We start from the raw sequence: 26907 nt of genomic DNA, 5'->3' as shown, positions 1-26907 counted from the left end.
GGCAGCGCACTCAGAAGGGCAGTGGCCTCGCGTGCACCACCTCCAGGCGTGAGACCGCGCGGGTCAGCGCCACGTACAGCCGGTGCAGGCCGCGTTCCTCGGACTCCGCGATCGTCGCCGGCTCCACGACGACCACGTGGTCGTACTCCAGGCCCTTGACCGCGCTCGCCGCGATCACCGTCACGCGCTCGGTCAGGACACCGGCCCGGGTGAGGGCCGCGCGCACGGCGGTGACGTCGGAGTCGGCGGCGATGACCCCGACGGCACCCTCCCGCGCCTGGGCGTCCCGTACCGCGGTCGCGACCGTCCCGGGCAGTTCCCCGGGGCGCGTCCGGCGCCACGTCAACTCGCCGTCCGTACGCAGCGAACGGGCCGCCGGGACGTCCACGCCGAGGCGGGGCAAAAGCCGGTTGGCCAGTTCGGCGACGGCCGCCGGCATCCGGAAACCGGTGGTCAGCGGCACCTGGACCGCGTCCGGCTTGCCCAGGTGCCCGAGCAGGGCGCCCCAGGAGCGGGCCGCCCAGGGTGTCGTCCCCTGGGCCAGGTCCCCCAGCACCGTCAGCGAGCCGAAGGGCACCCGGCGCGCGATCGCCCGGCACTCCATGGCGGACAGGTCCTGCGCCTCGTCGACGACGACATGGCCGTAGCCCGGCGGATGGTCGAGGAGCCCGGCGAGCTCGTCGAGGAGGACCAGGTCCGCCGGGGACCAGCGCGCCGACTTCCACGACGCCGGCGGCTTCGGCCACAGCAGCGCCTTCTGCTCCTCGGCGCCGAGCAGCCCCTCGCCCGCCGACGCCAACGCGGCCGGATCCGTGAGGAGTTCGGCCAGCACCTCCTCCGGCCGGACCCGGGGCCACACCACGTCGACGTACGGCCCGACGCCCCGCGCCCCCGACATCCGGCGCACCCAGGCGTTCGGCCGCGGCCCCGCCCGCCGCTCGGCCTGCCGGCGCAGGGCCGCCACGATCCGCGTCCGTACCCGCTCCCGCCCCCGGTCGTAGGGCAGGTCGTCGGCGCGCACCTCCCGCACGATCCGTGCCAGTTCATCCTCCGCAACCCGCCACCGGTACGAGCCGTCCGGCACGTCCAGCGTGCCCGCCGCCTCGGCCACCCGTGCGTACAGCGCCCGGCGCAGCACGTCCGCCATCCGCGCGTCGTGCTTGAGCGCGGTCGCCCGCTCCTCGTCCGCGCCGGTGACCGGCTGCCGGGCGATCTCCTCCAGTAGCGTCGACTGCCGTACGCCCGTCTCGCCGAGCGCCGGGAGCACCTCGCGGACATAGCCGAGGAAGGTGCGGTTGGGGCCGAGGATCAGCAGGCCGGAGCGCTGGATGCGCTGGGGGTGGGTGTAGAGGAGGTAGGCCGCCCGGTGCAGGCCCACCGCGGTCTTTCCGGTGCCCGGGGCGCCCTGCACACAGAGGGAGACGGCGAGGTCGGCCCGGACCAGGTCGTCCTGCTCGGGCTGGATGGTCGCGGCGATGTCCCGCATCGGTCCGACCCGGGGCCGTTCGATCTCCCGCGCGACGATCCCGCTGACCCGCGACTCCCCCCGCCCGAGGTGTTCGTCCTCCAGTCCGGTGAGGTCGGCGGAGTCGCCCCGGCTGCCCGGCGCCCACCCGAACCGCCGCCGTACGGCCACGCCCTGGGGATCACGCGCGCTCGCCTGGTAGAAGGCGCGGGAGACGGGCGCGCGCCAGTCGACGACGAGCGGCGGGGCGGCCGGATGCTCGGTGATCCGCATCCGGCCGACGTGATAGCCCTGCCCCGCGTGTGGGCCGTCGCCGAAGTCCAGCCGCCCGAAGAACAGGGGCCCTTCGGGCAGTTCCCGCATCTCCTTCGCCCGGCTGCGCAGCCGGTACCCGAGCGCTTCGGCATCGGCGCCGGAGGCGGAGACGTCCTCGCCCGCGACGACCTGCTCCCCGGCCCCGGCGACCATCGCGTCGAGGGCGGCACGGCAGCGGTCGTGGTGAGCGCGTTCGCTTTGGAGGAGGTCGGTGAGGGCGGGCTCGGCGGACGTCATGCCACCGAGCGTACGCGAAAAACGTAACCGAGTTAAATTTATTACCGAGACTCACCCATCGGCGGCAGCCCCGTCGCCAGCAGCCCGAACGCCCGCTCGGCCGCCGCCACCGCATCCCCCCGCACGTCCTCCAGCCGCTCCCCCGCCGCGATCCGGCGCCAGTTCTCCAGCGCGAGGATCCGCTGTACGGCGATGATCTGCCCCGCGGCGAGCCGCGCGTCCAGGTCGCCGCCGAGCACCTCGGCGAGCGCGGCCTCGGCCCGCTGCTGATGGGTGTACGCGCGGGCGACCAGCGAGGGCGTCCCGTACAGCAGCGAGTGGAAGGCGAGCACCTGCGGATCGTCATTGAGCCCGGTGACCGGGTCGCACCGCTCGAGCCCGTCGAGGAAGTGCCGCCGCAGCGCGTCCACGGGCGGTCCCGCCGCCTCCGCGACCACCCGCGCCGCCTCGTCCTCGTGATCGGAGATCCGGTGCAGGACGAGGTCCTCCTTCGCCGGGAAGTACCGGAAGAGCGTCGGCTTGGAGATCTCCGCCGCGGCGGCCACCTCCGCGACCGACACCGCGTCGAAGCCCTTCTCCAGGAACAGCCGGATCGCCACCTCCGACACGGCCTCGTACATCCGCCGCTTCTTCCGCTCCCGCAGCCCGCCCTCGCTCATGGGTCGAGCCTACGCAGGCCCTCGCCCCCTCAGGTCAGGGCACGGGGCAGGTGCGGGTTCGGGCGGTGGGGCAGGCCGAGGGAACCGATGGCGGAGGCGAGGGTCATGGCGTACGAGTCGACCGCGCGCCGGACGTTGGGCGCGTCCAGACTCTCCCCGGTCACCAGGCGGTCGAGGTCGATGTAGGCGGAGCGCACGATCTCGATCCACCGGTAGACCCGCCAGTCCCGCTGCCAGTCGGCCGTGAACTCCGGGTCCAGCCGCTGCGCCCAGCGCCGGAACATCCGGTCGCGGATCTCCGGCCGCGTCGGCGTGAGATGCATGTGCCGGACCAGGTCGTACAGCGGATCACCGACGACCGCCATCTCCCAGTCGATGAGGGTCAGCGCGAGCTCGTCGGAGCGGCGCACCAGGTTCCACGGGTTGAGGTCGCCGTGGAGCAGGGCGGGCCGGCGTTCGCCCACCCGGTGGCGGGCGAGGATCTGGCGCAGGCGCGGGGCGTCGGGCAGGCCCAGCAGCCGGGCGAGCCGCTGGGACTCCTTCGGCAGCTCGGCCACCAGCAGGACCAGCTGCTCGCAGAGCCAGGAGTGGAAGAGCCCCTCGCCCGCGGCCGGGTCGACCTCCCGGTAGTTCACCCGGGTCAGCGCCCCGAGCTGGTCGACGAGCCGGTCCGCCTCGTGCGGCCGCAGCCCGTGCACGGGGTGCCCGGGTGGCCGCCCGATGTCCCGCGGGCCCTCGTAGGTGTGAATGGCGAAAGGTTCCCCCTGATAACTCGCGCCCAGGGCCAGGAACCTCGGCGCCGCCACCTCGACCCGCGACCGCTCGATGGCTCGCAGCACGGCATGCTCGCTCAGGAAGCCGCGCTCCCGCCGGCAGACGTTCGCCACCTTGCGCCGCACGACCACCGCGAAGTCCACCCCGGGCACCCGCACGACCGAGTTCAGATGCCCGGTGCCCTTGAAGACCCGCCCGGCGGGCGCCGCGCCCTCCGCGTACAGGGCCTCGCGGACGGCCGAGCGGGGGAACCGGGGATGCTCGGCGATCCGGTGCACCGGGTCCCAGTCCCGGATCCGGGCGTGCAGCCCGTGCCCGCCGGTCCTGGCCTCCCGCCAGCGGAACAGGATCCGCCCGATCTCCGGTTCGCCCGGGATGTCCCTGAGCCCCAGCGGCCGGGCCGCCCTCCGCAGCGCCCCGTGCACCCGCGCCGCCGCCGCGTGCAGGCTCCGCTCGTCGGTCAGGTCCCGCAGCGAGGCCGCGGCGCGCAGGACGTCCGGGTAGAGGGACTGCGCCCGCTCGAAGGCGATGTAGTGGCCGAGGTCCTTGGCGAGGCCGTTGACGGCGGCGGGCCGCACCGGCCGCATCGCCTCGGCCCACGCCTCGACGACCTCCTCCCACTGATGGGAGGGGTAGCGCATCCGCACCAGATGCGTGGCGAGGTCGTGCAGCGGATCGCCGTAGCCGGCCAGCTCCCAGTCGACGCAGAACAGCGGCGGCTCGGGGCTGAACGGCAGGATCAGGTTCGCGCGGTGCAGATCCGTGTGGAGCAGGGCGTACGGCCGCCTGGCCATCGACGGGACCCGCTCCGCGAACCGGAGCAGGGCGTCCTCGGGGATGCCGAGGGCGGCGAACAGGCCGCCGAACTCCTGCCGGTTCCGCCGGTGGATCTGCTGGTCCGCGAGATGGGCCAGCGTCCGCAGGAAGCCCTGGCTGTCCTTGTCGTTGCGCGGCCAGCAGGCGGGGAGGCGGGGCAGGGCCTCCCGGCGCACCTGCGCCATCCGGGCGAACACGTCGGCCAGCGCCTTCACGAGCAGGGTGTCGAGCGGCTTGTCGTCCGCGCACACGGTCGACAACGCGGTGCCTTCCACATAGCTGTGGATCGCGAAGCCGGGTCCCCTCGCGAGGCATTGCGGGACATGCGGCAGCAGCCGGCCCACGGCGCCGAGGATCTCCGTCTCGTCCTGCCAGGTCCTGATCACCACGGGCAGCGCCCCGGGCCGCCGCATCCGCACGGTCACCTGGGTGCCGGCCGGGCGGCCGAGTCTGCGGGCCATGTCCTCGGTGAGCGGCAGGACGTAGTTCCGGTTGTGGTGGCCGCTGGTGGCGCGGCCCCGCCGGGCGGCCTGCGCCACGAAGGCCCGGACGGCGGCGTTCGCTGCGCGTTCCCCGGAGAAGGGACCGGGAAGAGGTGGTGCGCCCACGGGCCGCTCCGGAATTCGCGCAGGACACGGGAGGTATGGCAAACGGTAAGTGCGGGTTGTAGCAGGCACGACCGGAGGCGGGCTGGAGTAACCGCATCGGGTGGTTTGCGGCTGTTCACGCAACACCGGTCGGAGAGTGTTCGCTCAGCGGTGCGCGCAGCCTAGCGCACGCCGGGGGTCAGCCCTGCTGCTTCACGGCCCGCAGCACCGGCTCCAGCGAGTCGACGATCACCGACGCCCCGGCCTCCCGCAGCAGGCCCGCCTTGCGCTCGTTACGCGCGTAACCCAGGAACGGAACGCCCGCCGCCCGCGCGGCGAGGAAGTCCGTGGGGGCGTCGCCGATCATCAGCGCCGACCCGGGCGCCGCGCCGATCGCGTTCAGGGCGCGGCCGAGGCAGTGCGGATCGGGCTTGAGGAGGTTCAGCTCCTGGGTGCGGCCGTAGATGTGCGGGCTGAAGCACAGCGTGAGGTCCCGGCTCGCGAGATAGGTGCGCACCACCCGCGCGGAGTTGTTGGTGGTGATGGCGAGCCGGGCGCCGACGGCGGTCCAGGTGCGGATCAGGGGGTCCGCGTACGGGGTCGGCATCGCGGTGGAGGTGGCCTTCAGCTCCTCATTGGTCAAACGTTCCTCCAGATCGATGACCAGGTCGCTGTTGGGGTGCCGGCGGTCCACGGCGCGCAGGACGATCTGCGGGTCGAGGGTCCTGCGTTCCTCCTGGGTCAGCAGATCGCGCAGACCGCGCCCCTCGAGCCACTCCACCAGCTCCGTCGCCACCCGCTCCGCCTTGTGCCGGGCGAACAGCCCGCAGACAGGGCCGTCGAAGTCCCAGAGCACCACACGGGCCTTGCCGATCAGGTCCCGGAGTGCGCCGGGGTCCTGCTCGGGCCGCTCGGTCACCGCTTCAGTCCGCGTCTCAGAGGTCACTAGGAGAGTGTCAGGTCCTTGGTGATGGTTTCCCAGAGGGCGTCGAACCACTTCTGCGATTCCTCCACGAAGGCCTCGTCGCGCTCCGCGGCACGCCTGGCGAAGGAGAACAGCAGTGACTGGGCGCCGACCGCGTCGTACATCTCCAGGGTCCGGCTCTCGTACTCCTCCTCCCGCTCGGTGACCACGTAGTAGCCGATCAGCGCCTCCTCGTTGTTGAGCAGGTACAGCTTCAGCGGCGGGGTGAAGGGCAGGGCGCGGAAGGTGACGTGCACGTCGATGCCGTGGGTGGCGCGCACCGCCTGGAGGTTGTGGCGCAGGACCTGTGCCTGGGCGTTGCGGATGCCCAGCCAGCGCCGGTGCAGGGAGTCGTCGTCGGCGTCGCCCTCGATCAGGACCGGGAAGGCGAGTGTGATGTCCCGGGACGGCAGCAGGATGCGCACGTCGATCGACTCCGGGCGCAGGGTGCCCTCGTGGATCCGGCGCAGCGGGTCGCCGAGGGCCAGCATCAGCGTCTCGGCGGAGTGGCAGACCACGTCCACCCGCACATGCCGGGCGGCGAACGCCTCCACCAGGCGCGGGGCGAGTCCGACCATCGTCGGCTGGGGGCCGCCGCTGACCGGGTCCGGGGCGGCGATCCGCGGCGGGCTGCCCTTGCTGACGTTGCTGAGCAGGCCGTCCTCCTGGAGTGAGCGCAGGGCCTGGCGGACGGTGCCGCGCTCCACGCCGAACTCCCCGGCGAGTTCGGCCTGGGTGGGCAGCCGGTCGCCCGCCCTGAGTTCTCCGGCGTGGATCCGTTCCCGCAGGATGTCGGCGATCTCCTGGGGCGAGAGCCTTCTGCTGCCGTTCACTGCCACGTTCTCCTGAGTCACGACCAGACGCTACAACTCCGCTTTACCTGGCTGGAGTTGAGGGCGACTTGTTTATGAGTGGTAACCAAGTGGGGACAACATAAGCAGAGTTGGTACCAACTTGGCCGAGTTGGCGGAAGCTTTACCTCAGGTTGGGACACCAGAAGGGGGAACCATCGTGCCAGTCCTCGCTCTCCTCGCCGCAATCGTGATCGTCGGCATCGAACAGACTATCGAAGTCAAGTACGGCACCACCGGCATCGTCGGACTGCTCCTGCTCACCATCGGCATCAAGGCCAAGAGCCCGGCCGTCAGCTCCGCCGGAGCCGTGGTGCTCGCCCTGCTGGTCTCGGGGCCCGCCCTATGACCGCACCGCACCCGGGTCACACACCGCGGGGGACGATCAGCTCGTGAGCTCCAGCTCCGAACTGATCGTCTCCCACAGTGAGTCGAACCACAGATGGGACTGCTCCACGAACGTGGTGTCGCGCAGCCCGGCGCCCTGCTCGAAGGCGAACAGCATGGACCGGGTGCCCTCGGCGTCGTACAGCTCCAGGGATTCGTGGTCGATCTCCTCCTCGCGGCGCGTCACCGTGTAGTACGCGAAGAGCGCCTCCGCGCCGTTGAGCAGATACAGCTTGACCGGCGGGGTGAAGGGCAGCGCGCGGAAGGTGACCCGCACGTCGATGCCGTGCGTCGCCCGCAGGGCCAGCAGATTGTGCCGGAGGACCTGGCCCTGGGCGTTGCGCTGGGCGAGCCAGTGGCGGCGCAGCCGGCCCGCGGCCGAGGCGTCGACGGGGCTCGGGAAGGCGAGCGCGATATGGCGGCTCGGCAGCAGGACGCGGACGTCGACCTTGGCCGGTTTCAGCCGTCCGGCGTGGATCTGGCGCAGTGGTTCACCGATGGCGAGGGTGAGGGAGACGGCGGTCAGACAGAGGGCGTCGATCTCCACGTGGGGGGCGGCGAAGGCGGCCGTCGTCCGGGGCCCGAGGGCCACCGTAGTGGGCAGCGGCGGGGCTCCGGGGCCGGTCAGTGCGCTGCCGAGGTCGGGGGCGACGGTGGCCGGGCTGCCCTTGGAGACGTTGGTGAGCAGCCGCTCCGACTGGAGGGTCCGCAGCGCCTGCCGTACGGCTCCCCGCTCCACGCCGAACTCGTCCGCCAGCTGGGCCTGGGTGGGCATGCGCTGGCCGGGCCGCAGTGCGCCGGACCTGATCCGGGCGCGCAGCTCGTCGGCCACCTCATGATGTGACGTCTGTGGCCGAGGCGACCTCTTCCGCCCATTGGCGGAGGCGGGTTTCGGGTCCACGACCAAACAGTACAACTTCCCGCCATCTTTGGGCAGTTCGGCGGAAGGTGGTTATGAGCCGCTTCCATACGGTGATAAGTACAGTGAAGTTGGTCGCCAACTTGAGCAACATGGTTGCACGTTCACGGGGTTGGCGATCCGGAGATCCGTATCGGCCGGCCGGGCTCCCCTCCGGAGGGGAGCCGGGAGCCCGGGCAGCCGGCTCCACCGATCAACAACCACAACCGAAGAGCACGCTACGGATGAGCACGCAGGACAGGGCCTGTCACCGGCGGGAGGAGCTCAGAACACGTCCGGGCACCAAGGCCGCCTGGACGTACGCAGCAGGGCGTCGGCCACCCGGGCGGCGCCCGCTCGTTCTTCCACGGCCCGGCCGAGCGCGGTGAGCCGTACGGCGGACTCGTCGCCGAGCCAGAGCGTGGCGAGGTCGGAGAGGGTGATCGTGAGGTCGGCGCTGTCGGTGGTGGCCGCGCAGGCCCCGGCGCCGTCGGCGTCCGCCTCCACCCGGTACCGCCCGCCGCCGTCGACGACGTCGAGCACCAGCGACCCCGCTCCCGCGTAGGTGCGCGCCTCCATGGCCCGGACCACGTCGAGGATCCGCACCCACAGCCAGTTGGCCTGGCCGGTGATGCGGGCGGCCCGGGGGTCGGGGAACAGGTGCGGGACCAGGTCGTCGGGGGCCCGCCAGCCGGTCCTGACGGCGGTGATCCAGTCGATCGAGCACAGATACCGCCACAGCGCCCGTTCGGCGGCCGGTGAGACCGCCATCAGCCACTTCACCTTCGCCGTGTTCAGCGGCTGCTTGCCGTCGCCCCAGCGGTCGTCGGACGTGTACGCGACCATGCCCTCCACCTCGCCCGCCGGTGAGCGGTAGACGGCGTAGTGGGGTTCGACGAAGGCGTGGAAGAACTGGACGGTGCCGGTGGTGATCTGCCACCACAGGTCGTCGCGGCTGACGGCACCGGGCTGGACGCGGCGCAGGCGGTCGTGGAGCTCGGGGCCGAGCTTGCGGACGTCGGGGGCGTCGACGAGGTCGATCCGGCCGCCGTCGTCGGGTCCTGACCAGCGGGGGTCGAGGCCGGTGCGGGGCACGTCGATCGTCCACTCGGCCGCGGTGGTGGCGGGGCCGAAGCCGTAGCGGCCGTAGATCGGGTACTCGGCGGCGATGAGGGTGGCGACGACGTCCCCGCGCTCCTTGGCGGCGGCCAGGTCGCGCTCCATCATCCGGCCGAGGATGCCGCGGCGGCGGTGGGTGGGGGAGACGGTGACGTTGGTGACGGCGTCGGCCCGGACGGCGGCGCCGCCGACGGCGGTGAGCTGCTGGTCGAAGGAGCGGAAGGTGGCGACGCACCGGTCGCCGTCGAAGGCGCCGAGGAGCCTGCCGGGAACGAACCAGGGCTCCCGGGTGGCGAGTTGGTCCTCGGTGAGGGTGGGTTCGCGCAGGAAGCCGATGTTCACGGCCCGGTTCCAGTCGGGGAACTCGGCCTCGGTGATCGGTCGGACGTCGATGTCAGCGGCGCGGGTCATGCCTTCACGGTAGGCGGGGGCCGGTGAGGGTGTCGCGGCGATTTCGCCGGCCCCCCTCGCCCCCCGCGCACGACTCACACCAGCAGATCGTCCACCTGCGCCTCCCCCTCCCGGTACCGGCGGGCGATCTCCCCGCTGCAGTCGTCCGCCGTGCGCTGCAGGACGTGGCGGCGCAGGGAGACCTGCTGCTCGTACCGCACCAGCCGGGCCATCGCCTCGGTCAGCTCCAGGTCGGTGCGGGCGCCGAGGTCGGACAGTTCGACCTCCCCCAGCATCTCCGCGGCCAGCCGCCGGTACTCCTCGCTGTGCGGCGTGCCCAGCGTGACGTGGCGGGCCGAGGAGCGGTGGCGGGCCGGGGCGTCCCGGAGGATCTCCGCGAGCCGGTCCACGACGGACGCCGCGCCCAGCGGGGAACGCCGGGCCAGTTCCGCGCGCAGGATGTCGATCCGCCCCTGGAGCAGCCTCCGTACATAGCTCAGGTCGGCCTCGTCGCGCTGGGCGTCCCGGCGCAGGGCGCGCAGTTCGGGCAGGCTCAGCGGCGTCAGATCGCGCACGGGCGGATCGGCGGCCGCCCGCGGCTGCTGTTCCGCCGCGGTGCGCTGGGCGGGCGGCCGGAGCCGGCTCCGGGCGCCTGTGTGGGTCAAAGAGACAACCCCGGGGGGCTGTCCCGTACTCGGTGTGCTCATGTGCCTCTACCGTCCCCTCGACCGGCGTGTGGAAGCATCGTGCCACCCCAAGTGGCCGCTATGTGACCGAGTGCCCCCGATCGGCCCCAGATGGGGGGTTAAGAGCAAAAAAAGAAGCCCTTCGCGGACCGCTTCCGGCCGCACGGCATGATGGGGCCCATGCGTGCAGTGGTGCAGAGGGTGGACGGCGCGAGCGTCGTGGTCGAGGGACGGACCGTCGGGGAGATCGAGGGGGAGGGCCTGTGCGTCCTGGTGGGGGTCACCCACGAGGACACCAAGGAGAAGGCGGCCCAACTGGCCCGCAAGCTCTGGTCGATCCGCATGCTGCACGACGAGAAGTCGTGCAGCGACATCGACGCCCCGCTCCTGGTCATCAGCCAGTTCACGCTCTATGGCGACGCTCGCAAGGGCCGCCGCCCCACCTGGAACGCCGCCGCCCCCGGCGAGGTGGCCGAGCCGCTGGTCGAGGAGGTCGTCGCCCAACTGCGCGCCCTCGGCGCGACGGTGGCGACGGGCCGCTTCGGCGCCCGGATGCGCGTCTCCCTCACCAACGACGGCCCGTTCACCGTCCTGCTGGAGATCTAGCCCCGGCTGGACAGTTCAGGCCCCGTCGGCGTTCCGGGTTCCGGGTTCTAGGGTTCTACGACGACTTCCTGTGCCGCGGCCGTGTCCCCGGCCACCAGCGGCGCGTCCGTCGGCACGTTCCGCTTCACCAGCGCGAGCGCGACCGGGCCCAGTTCGTGGTGGCGTACCGACGTCGTGATGAAGCCGATCTTGCGGCCGTCGGGCCCTTCCTCCGCGAGCCGGATCTCCGTGCCCACGGGCGGCAGGTGGACGTCACTGCCATCGAGGTGCAGGAAGACCAGCCGGCGGGGCGGCTTGCCGAGGTTGTGGACCCGGGCGACCGTCTCCTGGCCCCGGTAGCAGCCCTTCTGGAGGTGGACCGCGGTGCCGATCCAGCCCAGCTCGTGCGGGATGGTGCGGTGGTCGGTCTCGAAGCCGAGGCGCGGGCGGTGGCGCTCGACGCGCAGGGCCTCGTAGGCGAGCAGCCCGGCCGCGGGACCGGCCTTCCCGGCGTACGTCTCCAGGTCCGCGCGCGGCAGGAACAGATCACGGCCGTACGCCGTCTCGCGGACGACGACACCGTCCGGGACCTCGGCGATGGACCCGGCGGGCAGGTGCACCACGGCGATGTCGGCGGTCCGGTCGGTGACCTCGACCCGGTAGAAGAACTTCATCGACTCCAGGTACGCGATCAGCGCGTCCTGGGTGCCGGGCTCCACGTGGGCCCACACCGTGGTGCCGTCGTCGACCAGGTACAGCGCGTGCTCGATGTGGCCGTGCGCGGAGAGGATCAGCGCCTCGGTGGCCTCGCCCGCGGGCAGCTCGCTGACGTGCTGGGTGAGCAGCAGGTGCAGCCAGCTCAGCCGGTCCGCTCCGGTCACGGCGACGACCCCGCGGTGCGAGAGGTCGACGAAACCGGCGCCGTCGGCGAGGGCGCGCTGCTCACGGAACAGCTCGCCGTAGTGGGCGGCGACACCTTCGTCCACGCCCTCGGCGGGGACGGCGCCGGGCAGGGTCAGCAGGGGGCTCTTCATAAGCGCAAGCCTACGACTCGGTAGTTGAATTCTTCAGCGAGCTCTTGCGGGAGCAGTCCTTGCACCGCCCGAAGATCGCGAAGTGCTTCATGTCGGTCTCGAAGCCGAAGGTGTCCCGGAGCTTGGCCGTGAAGTCGGCCGCCACGGACACGTCCGCCTCGATCACGTCGGTGCAGTCGCGGCACACCAGGTGGAGGTGGTGGTGCCGGTCGGCGAGGTGGTACGTCGGCGCACCGTGCCCGAGATGGGCGTGGCTGACGAGACCGAGCTCCTCCAGGAGCTCGAGGGTCCGGTACACCGTGGAAATGTTGACCCCCGACGCCGTCTTCCTCACTTCCACGAGGATGTCGTCGGGGGTCGCGTGCTCAAGGGTGTCCACGGCTTCGAGCACGAGTTGCCGCTGCGGCGTCAGCCGGTAGCCGCGCTGCCTGAGGTCGCTCTTCCAGTCGGTGCTCACCACACCGACGAGTCTAGGGCCATCTCGGGAAAGGCCTACTTGAAGAATGCGATCCCGTCGTCGGGCATGTCGTCCGGGAGGGCCTTGGCCCAGCGCTCGACGTCCTCGGGGGTGACGACCTTCTTCAGGTGCGCCGACATGTAGGGGCGCAGCTCGACCTCGGGGGTCTGCTTCTCGCCGACCCACATCAGGTCGCTCTTGACGTAGCCGTACAGACGCTTGCCGCCGGTGTAAGGGGCGGAGGCGGCCGTCCGGGCCACCGCGTCGGTGACGAGGTCGATCTGGGGCTTCTTGTCGGCCAGCTCGCCGTACCAGATCTCGATGACGCCGTCGTCCCGGGTCATCGTCACCTCGACCTTGCGGTCGGCGTCGATCCGCCAGAAGCCGTGCTCGGACTCCAGGGGCCTGACCTTGTTCCCGTCGTTGTCCAGGACCCAGGTGTGGGACTGGTACTCCAGGAAGTCCCTGCCGTCGTGCGTGAAGGTGACCTCCTGTCCGAAGTTGCACTTCTCGGAGCCGGGGAAGTCGTGCACGCCCGCGCCGGCCCAGTTGCCGAGCAGGAAGGCGAGCGGGACGAGGTCCTTGTGGAGGTCGGACGGGATCTCGATCATGGTTGGCAGTTCCTAGACGTGGGTCAGCGCTGGCCCTGGTACAGCTTCTTCACGGTCAGTCCGGCGAAGCCGAGGACGCCGATGGCGACCAGAACCAGCAGGATCTCGAAGAAGAGGATCACGGGACGCTCCTTGGTGAGCTACAGGGCGGTTGCACAAAGGCCGGGCCCCAGCTTACGCGGCCGGGGCCCGGCCCACTGTGCGAGGTCCGTCAGGCCAACAGCTGGCTCTGCAGGGTGACCGTCTGCCGGAAGGGCACGGCCAGAGCCTCGCCCTTGCGGGACTGCACGACGAGCGCGAGGACGTCGCCGGCGGTCAGGTAGGCGTGGCGGACCTGCCGGGCGCCGTACGGCTTGGTCTCCGCGTACGCGTACCGGGTGACGTTCGGCGGCTTCTCGATCTCGGCGAACTTCTCGTCGAAGCCGGAGGTGCCGTCACCGCGCACCGGGTAGGCCGGGCCGCCGTAGGGGGCGATGCCGCCGGGGGTCAGCTCGTCCACGACCGCCGCGGTGCCGAAGCGCAGCAGGTAGAGGCGGGTCTCGGTGCCGTCCTCGGTGGTCCAGCCGCGGGCCGCGATGTGCCGCAGTCCGTGGTCGACGAGCTTCTGTCCCAGTTCCTTGCGGTGCGCCTTGTCGGGGAATTGCGCCAGGAAGTCCTCCGTGGCCAGCCAGCCGTCGTCGCCGCGCAGCGCCTTGTCCTCCGTGGCGCCCTCGGGCGCGGGCAGGAGCAGGGCGCGCAGGTCGGCGTGGTGCGTACCGGCCGGGTTGTCCTCGGCGAAGGGACCCGGGCTGCCCGAGGGCAGCGGCGGCCGGGTGAGCGTGGGGTAGTCCCAGCGCCCGTCCGAGGCGGTCGCGAGACCCGGTACGTCGGTGCGCTCCATCCGTGCGATGCAGTACGCGGACGCGGCACCGACGGCCGCGAAGACGGTGACGGCGGCGGTCCAGCGCAGGACGGCACGCAGGACCTGGCGGTCCTTGGGCACACTGGGAGCCTCGGGATCCAGGGCCGGGGCGGGGGCGGGCGGTGGTGCGTCGGGCTCCTCGGGGTCCAGGACCGTCACGGGCGCCTCGTCTTCGTGCACGCTCATACTGCCTTCCCCGGCTCGGCGATGCGGTCGAGCTGGACGCGCAGCAGGCGCGCCACGCCGTCGCTGTTCAGTGGTCTGACCCCGTCCGCGATGACGGTGATCAGGACGCTGCCCTGATAGGCGGAGCAGTACAGGCTGTCCAGCTCCGTGTCCTCGTCCTTCGGGGTCAGGAAGCAGCGGGCGTTCTTGTACCCCCTGATCTTCGGGCCGTCCCGGAAGACGCCCAGGGAGTCGAGGAGCTCGTTCTGGAACGTCGAGGTGCCCCGGACGGTCGACCGGTTCTCCATCTCGGACAGCACGATGCTCGCGGTGAACACGCTGCCGGCCTCCCGATGGACGTAGCTGCGCATCGCCATGCCGGTGATCCGCGCCTTGTCGACCTGTTCCTCCATCTGCCGGCGCTGGGTACGGGGCAGACCGCGCAGGGACTCCTTGCGCAGGGCGGTGGCCTGGGCCCCGCCGAGCGAGACGTCGGAACCGAACTCCCCGAGATCGGGCCCTCGGCTCCACCCGAAGGTCCCGTACGGCACAAGGCTCCCGGCAAGCCCGGAGGGCCGATCCGCCTCGTCCGCGTCAGCGGGACCGTCCTTCGGGAACTCCCACACGGGCGCTCCCGCGTCCCGGTCAGCGCCCCGCACGGTCACGACGGTCTGCCCGACCCCGGCAACCAGCCCCGCGACCAGCAGCAGAACCCCACCGACCCGGGCAACCCGCTTACGTCGGCGGCCCTTCTCGCCACCCCCTTCAGCACCCGAACCACCTTCACCCGCACCCTCAACGGCCTCGGTCACGCTCGCGCTCGCGGCCGGGTCGGCGGGTGCAACCATGCCGGTGAGCGCCCCGGTCGCTGTCGCGGGTGCAGGCGCAGTCCCTGTCCCGGACCCAGATCCGGACCCGGACCCGATCTGGGTCTCGGTCTCGGTCTCGGTCTCCGTCGGGAGCACGGTCGCGGTCTCGACCCCGGCCGCGCTCCCAGCCTCGACCCCGGTCCCGGCCTCGGCCCCGGTCCCAGCCTCGGTCGCGGGCGCCGTCTCCGACCCGGCCTCGGACCCGGGCTGCGTCGGTGTGTTGTTCACAGCCGCTCCATTTGGCGCTCGGCCAGGTTCAGGATCGTCTTCTTGGTGATCCGGCTGGGACTGTAGACCCAGATCTCGACGGCTATGTCGCCGCGCCAGGCGTGGGCCTCTGCCTGGTACAGGGGCTGGTAGCCCGGATCGGTCCACGGGGCGGTGTGGACGTAGGCCATGCCGTCCTCGGTGCCCGGGACGGTCCAGCTGTCGGTGTTCTCGTCGCCCTCGGACTCGGTGCTCTCCCAGTCGGAGCCGTCGAAGGTCGCCCAGTACTTGCCGTCCTCGACGGCGTCCGCGGCGGCCATCGTCTCCTCCTGGCGGTACTGGACCAGCCGGATCTCCACGGTGTACGAGCCGGTCTCCCAGCCCGTGACGGCCACCCGGCGGAAGGAGGAGGCCATGTTCCGGAACGCCATGCCCGGCTTGTCGAAGCTGTCGGAGTAGCCGGCCAGGGACATCCAGCCGTCGGAGCCGGCGAGCCACTGGGCCTTCTTCGCCCCGGCCGGCTTCTTCAGCAGCAGTTTGCGCAGATCGCCCTCGGTCCGCACCGCGCGATCGTGCGCGGCGGACAGCGGCTCCGGGCCCTCGCCCCGGGCCTGCGCCAGCTCCGGCTGCGAGAGCGAGGGCAGCCGGGTCGGGTCGCGGTCGGCCTGGACGACGTAGCCGACGCAGGTGCCGGCCACCAGGCCGAGCAGGGCCGCGCCGGTGATCAGCAGCGTCGTACGCCCTCGGCGGCGCGGCCGGGACGGCTCAGGGACCGTCTCTTCGGGTACTTCCACAACGTCCCCCCACAGAACGTGAAGCACGCATTCCGTATGCGCGCTCACAGGAGACCCATGGCCAAAGCTCTTGGTTGTAGCGGACTTGATTACGATTCAGTCATGGCGAAGAAGCTCGTGATCAAGGTGACGGCCGGGGCGGACGCCCCCGAGCGCTGCTCGCAGGCGTTCACGGTGGCGGCAGTGGCCGTCGCCAGCGGAGTCGAGGTCTCCCTGTGGCTGACCGGGGAGTCCGCGTGGTTCGCCCTCCCGGGCCGGGCCGCCGAGTTCGAACTGCCGCACGCGGCCCCGCTGCCCGACCTGCTCGACTCGCTCCTGGCGGGCGGCCGGGTGACCCTGTGCACCCAGTGCGCGGCACGCCGGGACATCACCGAGAAGGACGTCCTGGACGGCGTACGCATCGCGGGCGCGCAGGTGTTCGTCCAGGAGGCGCTGGGGGACGGGACGCAGGCGCTCGTCTACTGAGGCCGCGGCCGGTCCCTGCCGTCCAGCTCGTCCCACCACTCGTCGGACTTCGGGTCACCGGAGGGGTCGTCCCACCAGCGGTCGTCGGGACCCCGGCGGTTGGCGATCACCGCGGCCAGCGGCGGGATCACCATGGCCACCACGCACATGCCCACCGCCACCGGCACCGACCACAGGCGTACGACGGACCAGGCCAGGACGAACAGCACGATGCAGCTGCCCATCAGGGCGAAGTACAGACGACGCCGCCGTGCGTACATGCCTCCAGGGTAGGTCCGGACAGGCGGAAGGGCCGCACCCCGGCGTCCAACCCGGGGGTGCGGCCCTTCGGCCGTTCTGAGGTGCCTCAGACCGCGATCGCGACCTCGGCCAGGCCGCCCTGCTGGGCGACGACGGTACGGTCCGCGGTGCCGCCGGGCACCAGCGCCCGCACGGTCCACGTGCCCTCGGCCGCGTAGAAGCGGAACTGGCCCGTGGCGGAGGTGGGGACCTCCGCGGTGAACTCGCCGGTCGAGTCCAGCAGCCGGACGTAGCCGACGATGGGCTCGCCGTCCTTCGTCACCTGGCCCTGGATGGTGGTCTCACCGGGCTTGATCGTGGAGGCGTCGGGGCCGCCGGCCTTCGCTCCGCACATGTCGAATCTCCTGAGGGGTCTGGAAGGTCGGGGCTTACTTGTTCGCGCCGAGCTCGATCGGCACGCCGACGAGGGAGCCGTACTCGGTCCAGGAGCCGTCGTAGTTCTTGACGTTCTCCACGCCGAGCAGCTCGTGCAGCACGAACCAGGTCAGCGCCGAGCGCTCACCGATCCGGCAGTAGGCGATGGTGTCCTTGGCCAGGTCCACCTGCTCCTCGGCGTAGAGCTCCTTGAGCTCCTCGTCCGACTTGAAGGTGCCGTCGTCGTTAGCGTTCTTCGACCACGGGATGTTGCGGGCGGACGGGACGTGGCCCGGGCGCTGCGACTGCTCCTGCGGCAGGTGCGCCGGGGCGAGCAGCTTGCCGGAGAACTCGTCGGGCGAGCGCACGTCGACCAGGTTCTGCGCACCGATCGCGGCGACCACGTCGTCCCGGAAGGCACGGATGGAGGTGTCCTGCGCCTTGGCCTTGTACTGGGTCGCCGGACGCTCGGGCACGTCGGTGCCGTCGACCAGCTCGCGGGCGTCCAGCTCCCACTTCTTGCGGCCGCCGTCGAGGAGCTTGACGTTCTCGTGGCCGTAGAGCTTGAAGTACCAGTAGGCGTACGACGCGAACCAGTTGTTGTTGCCGCCGTAGAGGATCACCAGCGTGTCGTTGGCGATGCCCTTCGCCGACAGGAGCTTCTCGAAGCCCTCCTGGTCGATGAAGTCGCGGCGGACCGGGTCCTGCAGGTCCTTGGTCCAGTCGATGCGGATCGCGTTCTTGATGTGGTTCTTCTCGTAGGCGGACGTGTCCTCGTCCACCTCCACGATCGCGATGTTGCTGTCGTCCAGGTGCTCCTGGAGCCAGTCGGCGTCGACCAGGACGTCGCTGCGGCTCATGCTTGTTCTCCTCCGGGGCAGTTGCGGCGGGGCGTGCAAGTGAGAGGGGTGCGCGTTCCGGGTACGGCGGCGCACGAATGCCCTGGGCAGGGCGGCGGGGGATGCGAGGAGTCGGTGCTCTTCGCTCAGAAGGGGCGACAGAGCATGGCGGCGACGCGGCACAGGTCTACTGCCCGCCGCTTCGTGAGATCCGCCTGTCGCTTCATAGCTGCGATCGTAGGGAGAGACGGGCACGCATGTCACCGGCGTGTCGCATGTTGAGACGCGATCGTCCGGGATGTGGGATGAGCGAGGGGCCGAGCCCCGCCCCGTACGGCTTCCGTCCCCCTGTATCCGTCGTCACATCTACGGTACGGACGGCGCCGTCTCGCCCTTCGGACACCGGGCGTTCACCAAGGGGCGTATTACCCCGCGAGCCGGACGTTCGAACCCTGCACCGTGATCTCCACGCCGTCCTTCGCCGCCTCGACCTTGTCCAGCCGGATGCCGCCCGGCAGGCCGTCTATCCGCTGCTCGAAGTCGGTGATGTCCCGCGCGCGGGACTCGGCGATGTCGACGCCGCCGAAGGAGGGCAGCGAGTCCGCGTGCACCTTGACCGTGTCGCCCTCGGCGGTCACCGAGCTGAGCACCTGGACCGGGCGGGGCAGCTTCACCCCGAGGACGGTGGCCTCGACGGCGACCTTGATCCGGCCCTTGCCGCCGTCGGAGAGGCCGACGACCCGGGCGGTGACCCCCGGGCCGACCTCGGTGGGCTCGGAGCGGGCCGTCCTGAGCAGCTCGGCATAGCTGATGGAGGCGGTGCCGGTGGCGGTGGCCGCGGTGGCGGAACTGTAGTCGCCGGAGAACCGCACGTTCTTCATGTTCGCCCGGAGGTCGTCGATGCGGATGGTCTCGCCGGTCTCCGAGGTGGCCTCGTAGTCCTCCATGCCCACCTCGACGTCGTCCAGTTCACCGCCGGCCACCTGGGTCAGGAAGGGGAAGCCCTTGATGGACACGTCAGGGGTGGTGGCGAGGTTCTCCGTGTTCTTCAGCTTCTCGGCGACCTCGTCCTCCGCGAATCCGACGGCCAGCCGGTCGGCCAGCACGAAAAGGCCGCCGAGCACGACGACGACGATCAGCAGTATCCGCAGTGCGCGCATTGTCGGTTTCCCCCACCCAGGCGGTCACGACGACCGGGTGGCCGCCCTGGGCGAGAGTAACCCCGCGAAGTTCGCGGCCCGCGGGATTGTCGATCACCTGTGACAGGCACATGCGCTCGCCTGTCCCGGTCCGACGCCCTATCCGAGCGCCCGTCCCAGCACGTAGACCGCCGGGGCCGCGGCCGCCAGCGGCAGCGCCACGCCCGCGGTGAAGTGGACGAACCTCGACGGGTAGTCGTAGCTCGCCACCCGGTGGCCGATCAGCGCGCAGCCGCCCGCCGCGGCGCCGAGCAGCGCGCCCCCGGCGCCCACGTCCGTCAGCCCGCCGACCGCGATGCCCGCCCCCGCCGCGGCGAGCAGGGAGACGACGACGGAGGCCGGGGTGGGCAGCGGAAGGGCCCGGGCCAGTAGCGCGACCGCCACCGCCGCCGCGCCCACGGTCACCGCGTCCGCCGCCGCGGCCAGATACCCGGCCGCCACGATGGCCAGGGCCGCCGAGGCGACCGACGCCATCAGGCCGTACATCCGCTCGTCCGGGTCGGCATGGGAGCGGAGCTGGAGGACCAGGGCCAGCAGTACCCAGACGCCGAGGGTGCCGAGGATCGCCGAGGGCGCGCGGTCCGCGGCCAGCAACGCCACGTCCGCCGTGAGGGCGCCGGCGAAGGCCAGCGCGATTCCCTGGCGGGCCGGCCACATGCCGTTCAGCCGGAACCAGCCGGCCGCGGTGACGGCCTGGAGGACGACCAGCGGGACGAGGAGGGCGTAGGTGCCGATCGCGGCGGTGCCCGCCAGGAGCAGTCCCAGCAGGGCCGTCAGCGCCGCGGGCTGCATGCCGGGCTCGATGATCGGCGAGCGGCCCTCCAGGCGCGCCCGCTGGGCGTCGGTGATACGGGCGTTGCCGCCGATGGTGGCCGGACCGTAGCCCGATCCGTCGGCCGCGGCGGCCGGGGCCGGGGCCGGTTCCGGGGCGGGGGCCTCCGGGGGCAGCGGGGCCGCGTAGGGCTCGTGCCCCTGCTGGGGCAGGTACGCCGTCTCCGCCGCGGACACCGGGGCCTGGACCTGCGTCTCCCAGGTCTGCCCCTGCCACTGCTGGGTGTACTGCTGGACGGCCTGCGGGTCCTCGTACCCCTGCCACCCCTGCGGGGCCTGCGCCTGCTGCTGCGCGTACGGGTCGTAGGCGTCGTAGCCGCCCTGATACGGCTGCTCGCCCTCGTAGGGCTGCTCGCCTTGGTACGCCTGTTCACCGGGGTACTGCTGCTCGCCCTGGTACTGCTGCTCGCCCCGGTACGGCTGATCGCCCTGGTACGGCTGGTTGGTCATCGCTCATCCTCCTGCGAACGGCGGGAGCACCTCGACCGTGCCGCCGTCGGCCAGCCGTACCGTCTCATGCTCGCGGGTGCCCACGGGGTCACCGTCGATGAGGAAGGAGCACCGCAGCAGGACGCGCGAGAGCTCCCCGGGGTGTCGCGCCCGCACCGCGGCGAGCGCGTCGGCGAGCGTGGCCGCGTCGTACGGCTCCTGTGCGACCCCGGCCGCGGCCTTCGCGGCGGCCCAGTAGCGCACCGTGACCTTTGCCATCCCGTTCCTCTGTTCCTCGGCCGCCGACAGGTATCCGCACCTGCCGACAGGGCCAGGCTAGCCCGCCCGGCCGACGGCCCAGCGACCGATGCGGGCCAGCAGTTCGTCGGCGGCCGCGTGCTCGGCGTGGCCCATGCCGGGCTCCAGCCAGAGTTCGCCGTGGTCACCGGCGGCCTCGGCCAGCATCCGCGGATGGTCGACCGGGAAGTAGCCGTCGCGGTCGCCGTGCACGATCAGCAGCGGGGCCGGGGCGATCCCCGGCACCGACTCCACCGGGGAGAGCGGCACCGGGCTCCAGTCCCGGTGGTGGATGCGGGTGCGCAGTCCGTAGCGGCCCACCAGACGGCCCTCGGGGCGGGTTACCAGCCAGTGCAGGCGCCGCATAGGGGCCGTACCGCGGTAGTACCAGCGGGCGGGGGCACTGACGGAAACCACCGCGTCCGTCCGCGCTTCCGTGCGCCCCTCGCGCATCGGGCCCTGCGGTCCGTACAGCGCCCCGTGCCGCAGCACCACGGACCCGCCCATGGAGAAGCCCACCGTCACCACGCGCGCGTGCCCGAGCTCCCGTGCCCACGCCACCGCGGCCGCCAGGTCGAGCACCTCCTTGTCCCCCACCGTCGACCGCCCGCCCGAGCGGCCGTGACCCCGGAAGGAGAACGTGACCACGGCCCCGTACTGCGCGAACGCGGTCGCCACCCGGCGCACGTGGGGGCGCTCCACATCGCCCGTGAAACCGTGCGCGACCACGAACACCGGACCACCGGAAGATGACGTTCCGGTGTTGTATACGGCCCGACCCGGTTCGTATACGGAATCGATGGCCACGCCGTCTTCGGTGCGCAGAAACGTCCGCATAGGGATGCGTCTGTTCGTCTCAGAGTTCGGAACAGCCGTCGAACGCGCCACATGACCTGCCGGACCAGTCCTCATGTGGGCTATTGTGCTGGGCAGAGGACTCGGGCAGCGAAGCCCCCGGGTCCTTTTGTGCTTTCGGAAGCGTTGTATACGACGCGGGAAACCGCAGGTGTACGGAGCCTTCGGGACGCAGAGCTGTACCGCTGTGCCGCAAACGTCCTCGCAGGGACCGAGGAGGAACCAGACGTATGAGTTCTCTGCTGCTCCTGACCAATGCCCTCCAGCCGTCGACGGAGGTGCTCCCGGCTCTCGGCCTGCTCCTGCACAACGTGCGAGTGGCCCCGGCCGAGGGCCCCGCCCTCGTCGACACCCCGGGCGCCGACGTCATCCTGATCGACGGCCGCCGTGATCTGCCGCAGGTGCGCAGCCTGTGCCAGCTGCTGCGCTCCACCGGGCCCGGCTGTCCGCTCATCCTCGTCGTCACCGAGGGCGGTCTCGCCGCCGTCACCGCCGACTGGGGCATCGACGACGTGCTCCTGGACACCGCGGGACCGGCGGAGGTCGAGGCGCGGCTGCGGCTGGCCATGGGCCGCCAGCAGATCGTCAACGACGACTCCCCCATGGAGATCCGCAACGGCGACCTCTCCGTCGACGAGGCGACCTACTCCGCGAAGCTCAAGGGCCGGGTCCTCGACCTCACCTTCAAGGAGTTCGAGCTCCTCAAGTACCTCGCCCAGCACCCGGGCCGCGTGTTCACCCGCGCGCAGCTGCTCCAGGAGGTCTGGGGCTACGACTACTTCGGCGGCACCCGCACGGTCGACGTGCACGTACGGCGCCTGCGCGCCAAGCTCGGCCCCGAGCACGAGTCGCTGATCGGCACGGTCCGGAACGTGGGTTATCGATTCGTTACGCCCGAGAAGGGCGAGCGTGCCCCCGAGGAGGCGCGGACCAAGGCGGCGCCGCAAAAGGCGGAGGATGCGGACGAGACGACCGTCCTGGACGGTGTCGAGATCAGTGCCGACGCCTAGCGATCCCGGACAGCGCTCGGGCGGGGTGCAGCCGGGCTCCTTCACGCCCTGCCCAGAGCGGGTCCATCCGCGTAGACTCCGCGCGTGGCCAAGGTAACCAGGGATGATGTGGCGCGGCTGGCAGGGACCTCCACTGCCGTCGTCAGCTATGTCATCAACAACGGACCCCGGCCGGTTGCCCCGGCCACGCGCGAGCGTGTCCTCGCCGCGATCAAGGAGCTGGGGTACCGGCCCGACCGGGTCGCCCAGGCCATGGCCTCGCGGCGCACGGACCTCATAGGCCTGATCATCCCGGACGCGCGCCAGCCCTTCTTCGGGGAGATGGCGCACGCGGTCGAGCAGGCCGCCTCCGAGCGCGGGAAGATGGTCCTCGTCGGCAACACCGACTACGTCGGCGAGCGCGAGGTCCACTACCTGCGGGCCTTCCTGGGGATGCGGGTCTCCGGTCTGATCCTGGTCAGCCACGCGCTGAACGACCTGGCCGCCGCGGAGATCGACGCCTGGGACGCCCGGGTGGTGCTGCTCCACGAGCGCCCCGAGGCGATCGACGACGTCGCCGTCGTCACGGACGACCTCGGCGGCGCCCAGCTCGCCGTCAGGCATCTGCTGGAGCACGGCTACGAGTACGTCGCCTGTATGGGCGGCACGGCCGACACCCCCTCGGTCGGCGACCCGGTCTCCGACCACGTCGAGGGCTGGAAGCACGCGATGGAGGAGGCCGGTCTCCCGACCGAGGGACGGCTCTTCGAGGCGCCGTACAACCGGTACGACGCGTACCGGATAGCGCTGGAGATCCTCGCCGGGCCCCGGCGTCCGCCGGCGATCTTCTGCTCCACCGACGACCAGGCGCTGGGTGTGCTGCGGGCCGCCCGGGAGCTGCGCATCGAGGTGCCGGGCGAGCTGGCCGTGGCCGGCTTCGACGACATCAAGGAGGCGGATCTGGCGGATCCGCCGCTGACCACGGTCGCGAGCGACCGGTCCGCCATGGCCCGGGCCGCGGTCGACCTCGTCCTGGACGACGGCCTGCGGGTCGCCGGTTCCCGGCGGGAGCGGCTGAAGGTGTTCCCGTCGCGGCTCGTGGTGCGGCGGTCCTGCGGCTGCGTGTAGGTCCTGTGCCCTCGCGGGCGGGTTCCCGCGGCCGCGCGTAGGTCTTTACATCGGGCATACGAGGTTCTGTCGGGCTTCTCAGGGAGCGCTCAGGGAGCTCTCATCGTCGGACGCCAAGCTCAGGGACATGACCGAGAGCTTCCGCCGCGACGGCGCGTACGAGCAGCACGCTTCGGCCCCCGTGAATCCGGAATGGCCGCCTCCGCCGACATACCCGCCGACGACCCGGGCCGAGGACGCTCCGCGCAGGAAGCGGGCCCGCGGTCCCCTCGCTCTCCTCGCCACCGTCGCCCTGGTCGCCGCGGCCGTGGGCGGTGGCAGCGCGTACGCCGTCCAGGAGCTGACCGGCACCGACACCGTCGCCGCCGGCGCCACGACCACCAGCGTGGTGCCCGCCGCCAAGAAGGGCGACATCGCGGCCGTCGCCGAGGCGGTCAGCCCCAGCATCGTCGAGATCAGCGCCACCTCGAACTCCGGCCAGTCCACCGGCTCCGGCGTGATCATCACCGGTGACGGCGAGATCATCACCAACAACCACGTCATCTCCGGCGCCTCCTCGATCAAGGTGACGACCAGCGACGGCAAGGAGTACACCGCCGAGGTCGTCGGCACCGACAGCAGCAAGGACCTCGCGCTGATCAAGCTGGCGGACGCCTCGGGACTGCAGGCGGCGAGTCTCGGCGACTCCGACCGCGTCCAGGTCGGCGACACCGTCGTGGCGATCGGCTCGCCCGAGGGCCTGACCGGCACCGTGACCAGCGGCATCGTCTCGGCCCTCGACCGCGATGTCACCGTCTCCACGGACGAGGGTCAGCAGCAACAGCAGCAGGGTGGCGGGGGCTGGCCGTTCGAGTTCGGCGGCCAGGAGTTCAACGGCGACACCGGCTCGTCCACGACGACGTACAAGGCACTCCAGACCGACGCCTCGCTGAACCCCGGCAACTCCGGCGGCGCGCTGATCGACATGAACGGCGACATCATCGGCATCAACTCCGCGATGTACTCGTCTGCTTCGGCCTCCTCCGACGCCGGCAGCGTCGGCCTCGGCTTCGCCATCCCGATCGACACCGTCAAGTCCGACCTCGCGAAGCTGCGGTCGGGGTCCCAGAACTGAGGGGTGCGTCATGATCGGGCAGGTCTCCCACGCGGCTGCCGACACCGACCCGGCGCGCTTCACGACGGCCCCCGCCTGACGGATTTCCGCCCCTCAACGCCCCCGCCCCGAACATGCGAGGCTGAAAGCGTCGACCCCGTCCTTCCGCACCCGAGGAACCCGAGCCCATGAGCCCCGCCGATGGCGACCGTGACCCCCAGCGCATCCTGATCGTCGACGACGAGCCCGCGGTGCGCGAAGCCCTCCAGCGCAGCCTCGCCTTCGAGGGGTACGCCACGGAGGTGGCCGTCGACGGCGCGGACGCCCTGGAGAAGGCGGCGGCATACCGTCCCGACCTCGTCGTCCTCGACATCCAGATGCCCCGCATGGACGGCCTGACCGCCGCGCGCCGCATCCGGGGGGCGGGCGACACCACGCCGATCCTCATGCTGACGGCCCGGGACACGGTCGGCGACCGGGTCACCGGGCTCGACGCGGGCGCCGACGACTACCTGGTCAAGCCGTTCGAGCTGGACGAGCTGTTCGCCCGCGTGCGGGCGCTGCTGCGGCGCAGCTCGTACGCGGCGGCGGCCGGGGCGGCCGCGGTGCAGGCGGACGACGCCCTCAGCTTCGCCGACCTGCGCATGGACCTGGCGACGCGGGAGGTGACGCGGGGCGGGCGGCCGGTGGAGCTGACCCGCACGGAGTTCACCCTGCTGGAGATGTTCATGGCACACCCGCGCCAGGTGCTGACGCGGGAGCAGATCCTGAAGGCGGTGTGGGGCTTCGACTTCGAGCCGTCGTCGAACTCGCTGGACGTGTACGTCATGTACCTGCGGCGCAAGACCGAGGCGGGCGGCGAACCGCGGCTCGTGCACACGGTGAGGGGCGTGGGGTACGTCCTGCGGCAGGGCGGCGCGGAGTGAGAGGGGTGCCGCGGCGCTTCCGGGCGCTGCCGATCCGGTCCCGGCTGGCGCTGCTGGTGGCGGCGGCGGTGGCGTTCGGGGTGGCGGCGGTCTCGGTCACCTGCTGGTTCATCGTGCAGGGGAAGCTGTACGAGCAGGTGGACAAGGACCTGGCGCAGATGGTCCAGCCACCGGAACGGATCGCCAACCAGATCAACAACGTCCTCGCGGTCTGCCCCGAGGAGGCGAGCGGCTTCGGCACCACCTACTTCCAGGTGGTCAAGGAAGACGGAACCGTCTGCGTCAACACGTTCGCCGGCCGCAAGGTCGATGTCTCCGGCACCGACAAGAAGGTGATCGAGAACGGCGGTGACAAGGGCGTCTTCCACAACGGCACCGATGAGAACGGTGATGCCGTACGCGTCCTGACGGTCCCCCTGACCACCAGCCAGGGCCCGGCCGCCCTGGTCGTGGCGACCCCGCTCAAGAGCACGGAGTCCACCCTCAACGACCTTGCCCTCATCCTGCTCCTCGTCTCCGGCATCGGAGTACTGGGCGCCGGCGCCGCCGGTCTGGCAGTCGCCCGCGCGGGCCTGCGCCCCGTCGACAAGCTCACCGAGGCCGTCGAACACGTGGCCCGCACCGAGGATCTGAACGTCCGCATCCCCACCGACGAGGACAGCGAGGACGAGATCGCCCGCCTCTCCCGCTCCTTCAACTCGATGACCTCGTCCCTGGCCAGCTCCCGCGAGCTCCAGCAGCAGCTGATCGCGGACGCCGGCCATGAACTGCGCACCCCCCTCACCTCCCTCCGCACCAACATCGAACTCCTCACCCGCAGCGAGGAGACCGGCCGTCCGATCCCCCCGGAGGACCGCAAGGCCCTGCTCGCCTCGGTGAAGGCGCAGATGACGGAACTGGCCGCCCTGATCGGCGACCTCCAGGAACTGTCCCGCTCGGAGGGCCAGCGGGGCGAGCGTGTCCAGGTGGTGCCGCTGGCGGACACAATCGAGTCCGCCCTGCGCCGGGCACGGCTCCGCGGCCCGGAGCTGACGATCAGGGCCGACCTCCAGCCCTGGTACGTCCGCGCGGAGCCGACCGCGCTGGAGCGCGCGGTGGTCAACATCCTGGACAACGCGGTCAAGTTCAGCCCCGAGGGCGGCACCATCGAGGTCCGGCTCGCCGACGGGGTCCTCACGGTCCGCGACCACGGCCCGGGCATTCCGGCCGAGGAACTCCCCTACGTTTTCGACCGCTTCTGGCGCTCTCCGGGTGCGCGGGCTCTGCCCGGCTCGGGCCTGGGCCTGTCCATCGTGGCCCGTACGGTCCAGGAGGCGGGCGGTGAAGTGACGCTGGCCCGCGCGGAGGGCGGCGGCACGGCAGCAACGGTGAAGCTGCCGGGGGCACCGACGCCTCCGCCGGAGATGCCGTAAGCCGGACATGGCCGAGGCG

30 protein-coding genes are annotated in these 26907 nt (G+C 71.6%); 8 read left to right on the top strand and 22 right to left on the bottom strand.

Annotation, left to right across the window (positions count from 1 at the left end):
• Positions 1-10: 10 nt before the first annotated feature.
• From M8H82_RS08245 to M8H82_RS08225, 5 genes are all read right to left on the bottom strand, one after another.
• Positions 11-2017, bottom strand: coding sequence for an ATP-binding domain-containing protein (locus M8H82_RS08245; RefSeq protein WP_250071829.1), 2007 nt, complete (start codon positions 2015-2017; stop codon positions 11-13).
• Between the two features lie 41 nt (positions 2018-2058).
• Positions 2059-2676 carry a TetR family transcriptional regulator gene (locus M8H82_RS08240; RefSeq protein ID WP_250071828.1) on the bottom strand — a complete coding sequence of 206 codons (618 nt, stop codon included), beginning with the start codon at positions 2674-2676 and terminating at the stop codon, positions 2059-2061.
• A gap of 29 nt (positions 2677-2705) precedes the next feature.
• Positions 2706-4874 carry an aminoglycoside phosphotransferase family protein gene (locus tag M8H82_RS08235; protein WP_250071827.1) on the bottom strand — a complete coding sequence of 723 codons (2169 nt, stop codon included), beginning with the start codon at positions 4872-4874 and terminating at the stop codon, positions 2706-2708.
• Positions 4875-5052: 178 nt separating this feature from the next.
• Positions 5053-5799 carry an HAD family hydrolase gene (locus M8H82_RS08230; RefSeq protein WP_250071826.1) on the bottom strand — a complete coding sequence of 249 codons (747 nt, stop codon included), beginning with the start codon at positions 5797-5799 and terminating at the stop codon, positions 5053-5055.
• Positions 5799-6677 carry a GntR family transcriptional regulator gene (locus M8H82_RS08225; RefSeq protein ID WP_250072046.1) on the bottom strand — a complete coding sequence of 293 codons (879 nt, stop codon included), beginning with the start codon at positions 6675-6677 and terminating at the stop codon, positions 5799-5801. Before M8H82_RS08225 ends, M8H82_RS08230 begins: the two co-directional genes overlap by 1 nt.
• Positions 6678-6828: 151 nt before the next feature.
• On the opposite strand from M8H82_RS08225, the gene M8H82_RS08220 reads away from it, so the two are divergent.
• Positions 6829-7017 (top strand): hypothetical protein, encoded by a 189-nt coding sequence (locus M8H82_RS08220; protein ID WP_250071825.1) that lies wholly within the window; start codon positions 6829-6831, stop codon positions 7015-7017.
• Positions 7018-7053: 36 nt separating this feature from the next.
• Here the strand turns inward: M8H82_RS08220 and M8H82_RS08215 are convergent, their stop codons facing one another.
• The 3 genes from M8H82_RS08215 to M8H82_RS08205 form a co-directional block, all read right to left on the bottom strand.
• Positions 7054-7956 (bottom strand): winged helix-turn-helix domain-containing protein, encoded by a 903-nt coding sequence (locus tag M8H82_RS08215; protein WP_374211631.1) that lies wholly within the window; start codon positions 7954-7956, stop codon positions 7054-7056.
• A gap of 282 nt (positions 7957-8238) precedes the next feature.
• Complete coding sequence (locus M8H82_RS08210) at positions 8239-9483, bottom strand: GNAT family N-acetyltransferase (protein ID WP_250071824.1); 1245 nt, start codon at positions 9481-9483, stop codon at positions 8239-8241.
• 74 nt (positions 9484-9557) lie between these two features.
• On the bottom strand, positions 9558-10169 hold the full coding sequence (locus M8H82_RS08205) for an aerial mycelium formation protein (protein WP_250071823.1): 612 nt from the start codon (positions 10167-10169) through the stop codon (positions 9558-9560).
• A 159-nt stretch (positions 10170-10328) separates the two neighbouring features.
• Between M8H82_RS08205 and dtd the strand changes: the two genes are divergently transcribed.
• Positions 10329-10754 (top strand): D-aminoacyl-tRNA deacylase, encoded by a 426-nt coding sequence (gene dtd, locus M8H82_RS08200; protein ID WP_250071822.1) that lies wholly within the window; start codon positions 10329-10331, stop codon positions 10752-10754.
• A gap of 47 nt (positions 10755-10801) precedes the next feature.
• Here dtd and M8H82_RS08195 read toward each other — a convergent pair whose 3' ends face one another.
• The 6 genes from M8H82_RS08195 to M8H82_RS08170 form a co-directional block, all read right to left on the bottom strand.
• Positions 10802-11767 carry a folate-binding protein YgfZ gene (locus tag M8H82_RS08195; RefSeq protein ID WP_250071821.1) on the bottom strand — a complete coding sequence of 322 codons (966 nt, stop codon included), beginning with the start codon at positions 11765-11767 and terminating at the stop codon, positions 10802-10804.
• A gap of 10 nt (positions 11768-11777) precedes the next feature.
• Entirely contained in the window at positions 11778-12227 is a 450-nt protein-coding gene (locus tag M8H82_RS08190; RefSeq protein ID WP_250071820.1) for a transcriptional repressor, read from the bottom strand.
• A 32-nt stretch (positions 12228-12259) separates the two neighbouring features.
• Entirely contained in the window at positions 12260-12835 is a 576-nt protein-coding gene (locus M8H82_RS08185; protein ID WP_250071819.1) for an FABP family protein, read from the bottom strand.
• Positions 12836-13046: 211 nt separating this feature from the next.
• Entirely contained in the window at positions 13047-13922 is an 876-nt protein-coding gene (locus M8H82_RS08180; RefSeq protein ID WP_250071818.1) for a hypothetical protein, read from the bottom strand.
• Positions 13919-14749 (bottom strand): hypothetical protein, encoded by an 831-nt coding sequence (locus M8H82_RS08175; protein WP_250071817.1) that lies wholly within the window; start codon positions 14747-14749, stop codon positions 13919-13921. Before M8H82_RS08175 ends, M8H82_RS08180 begins: the two co-directional genes overlap by 4 nt.
• Before the next feature lie 245 nt (positions 14750-14994).
• Positions 14995-15771 (bottom strand): hypothetical protein, encoded by a 777-nt coding sequence (locus M8H82_RS08170; protein ID WP_250071816.1) that lies wholly within the window; start codon positions 15769-15771, stop codon positions 14995-14997.
• Between the two features lie 102 nt (positions 15772-15873).
• Between M8H82_RS08170 and M8H82_RS08165 the strand changes: the two genes are divergently transcribed.
• Positions 15874-16236: a DsrE family protein gene (locus M8H82_RS08165; protein WP_250071815.1), complete on the top strand. Its 363-nt coding sequence runs from the start codon at positions 15874-15876 to the stop codon at positions 16234-16236.
• On the opposite strand, the gene M8H82_RS08160 is transcribed toward M8H82_RS08165, so the two are convergent.
• From M8H82_RS08160 to M8H82_RS08130, 8 genes are all read right to left on the bottom strand, one after another.
• Positions 16230-16496 carry a DUF3099 domain-containing protein gene (locus M8H82_RS08160; protein ID WP_250071814.1) on the bottom strand — a complete coding sequence of 89 codons (267 nt, stop codon included), beginning with the start codon at positions 16494-16496 and terminating at the stop codon, positions 16230-16232. The two genes, M8H82_RS08165 and M8H82_RS08160, sit on opposite strands and share 7 nt — an antisense overlap.
• An 86-nt stretch (positions 16497-16582) precedes the next feature.
• Positions 16583-16870, bottom strand: a complete 288-nt coding sequence (locus M8H82_RS08155; RefSeq protein WP_015659522.1) for a DUF1416 domain-containing protein — start codon at positions 16868-16870, stop codon at positions 16583-16585.
• Between the two features lie 34 nt (positions 16871-16904).
• Complete coding sequence (locus tag M8H82_RS08150) at positions 16905-17750, bottom strand: sulfurtransferase (RefSeq protein ID WP_250071813.1); 846 nt, start codon at positions 17748-17750, stop codon at positions 16905-16907.
• 125 nt (positions 17751-17875) lie between these two features.
• Positions 17876-17956, bottom strand: coding sequence for an Ms5788A family Cys-rich leader peptide (locus M8H82_RS36740; RefSeq protein ID WP_350751515.1), 81 nt, complete (start codon positions 17954-17956; stop codon positions 17876-17878).
• A 198-nt stretch (positions 17957-18154) separates the two neighbouring features.
• Positions 18155-18889, bottom strand: a complete 735-nt coding sequence (locus M8H82_RS08145) for a DUF2993 domain-containing protein (RefSeq protein ID WP_250071812.1) — start codon at positions 18887-18889, stop codon at positions 18155-18157.
• 138 nt (positions 18890-19027) lie between these two features.
• Positions 19028-20209 carry a hypothetical protein gene (locus M8H82_RS08140; RefSeq protein WP_250071811.1) on the bottom strand — a complete coding sequence of 394 codons (1182 nt, stop codon included), beginning with the start codon at positions 20207-20209 and terminating at the stop codon, positions 19028-19030.
• Positions 20210-20212: 3 nt separating this feature from the next.
• Complete coding sequence (locus M8H82_RS08135) at positions 20213-20467, bottom strand: MoaD/ThiS family protein (RefSeq protein WP_250071810.1); 255 nt, start codon at positions 20465-20467, stop codon at positions 20213-20215.
• Positions 20468-20524: 57 nt separating this feature from the next.
• Positions 20525-21397, bottom strand: a complete 873-nt coding sequence (locus M8H82_RS08130) for an alpha/beta hydrolase (protein ID WP_250071809.1) — start codon at positions 21395-21397, stop codon at positions 20525-20527.
• Between the two features lie 173 nt (positions 21398-21570).
• On the opposite strand from M8H82_RS08130, the gene M8H82_RS08125 reads away from it, so the two are divergent.
• The 5 genes from M8H82_RS08125 to M8H82_RS08105 all read left to right on the top strand — a co-directional run bounded on the left by M8H82_RS08125 (position 21571) and on the right by M8H82_RS08105 (position 26888).
• Entirely contained in the window at positions 21571-22350 is a 780-nt protein-coding gene (locus M8H82_RS08125; protein WP_250071808.1) for a response regulator transcription factor, read from the top strand.
• A gap of 84 nt (positions 22351-22434) precedes the next feature.
• Complete coding sequence (locus M8H82_RS08120) at positions 22435-23457, top strand: LacI family DNA-binding transcriptional regulator (protein WP_250071807.1); 1023 nt, start codon at positions 22435-22437, stop codon at positions 23455-23457.
• 127 nt (positions 23458-23584) lie between these two features.
• Positions 23585-24571: a S1C family serine protease gene (locus tag M8H82_RS08115; RefSeq protein WP_250071806.1), complete on the top strand. Its 987-nt coding sequence runs from the start codon at positions 23585-23587 to the stop codon at positions 24569-24571.
• Between the two features lie 167 nt (positions 24572-24738).
• On the top strand, positions 24739-25476 hold the full coding sequence (locus tag M8H82_RS08110; RefSeq protein WP_250071805.1) for a response regulator transcription factor: 738 nt from the start codon (positions 24739-24741) through the stop codon (positions 25474-25476).
• Positions 25473-26888 carry a HAMP domain-containing sensor histidine kinase gene (locus M8H82_RS08105; RefSeq protein ID WP_250071804.1) on the top strand — a complete coding sequence of 472 codons (1416 nt, stop codon included), beginning with the start codon at positions 25473-25475 and terminating at the stop codon, positions 26886-26888. Before M8H82_RS08110 ends, M8H82_RS08105 begins: the two co-directional genes overlap by 4 nt.
• Positions 26889-26907: the final 19 nt, after the last annotated feature.

It is taken from the genome of Streptomyces sp. YS415 (genome assembly GCF_023544665.1).
Classification (GTDB): domain Bacteria; phylum Actinomycetota; class Actinomycetes; order Streptomycetales; family Streptomycetaceae; genus Streptomyces.
The sequence above is the reverse complement of the archived record's forward strand: the minus strand, read 5'-3'. Positions and strand labels throughout refer to the sequence as shown.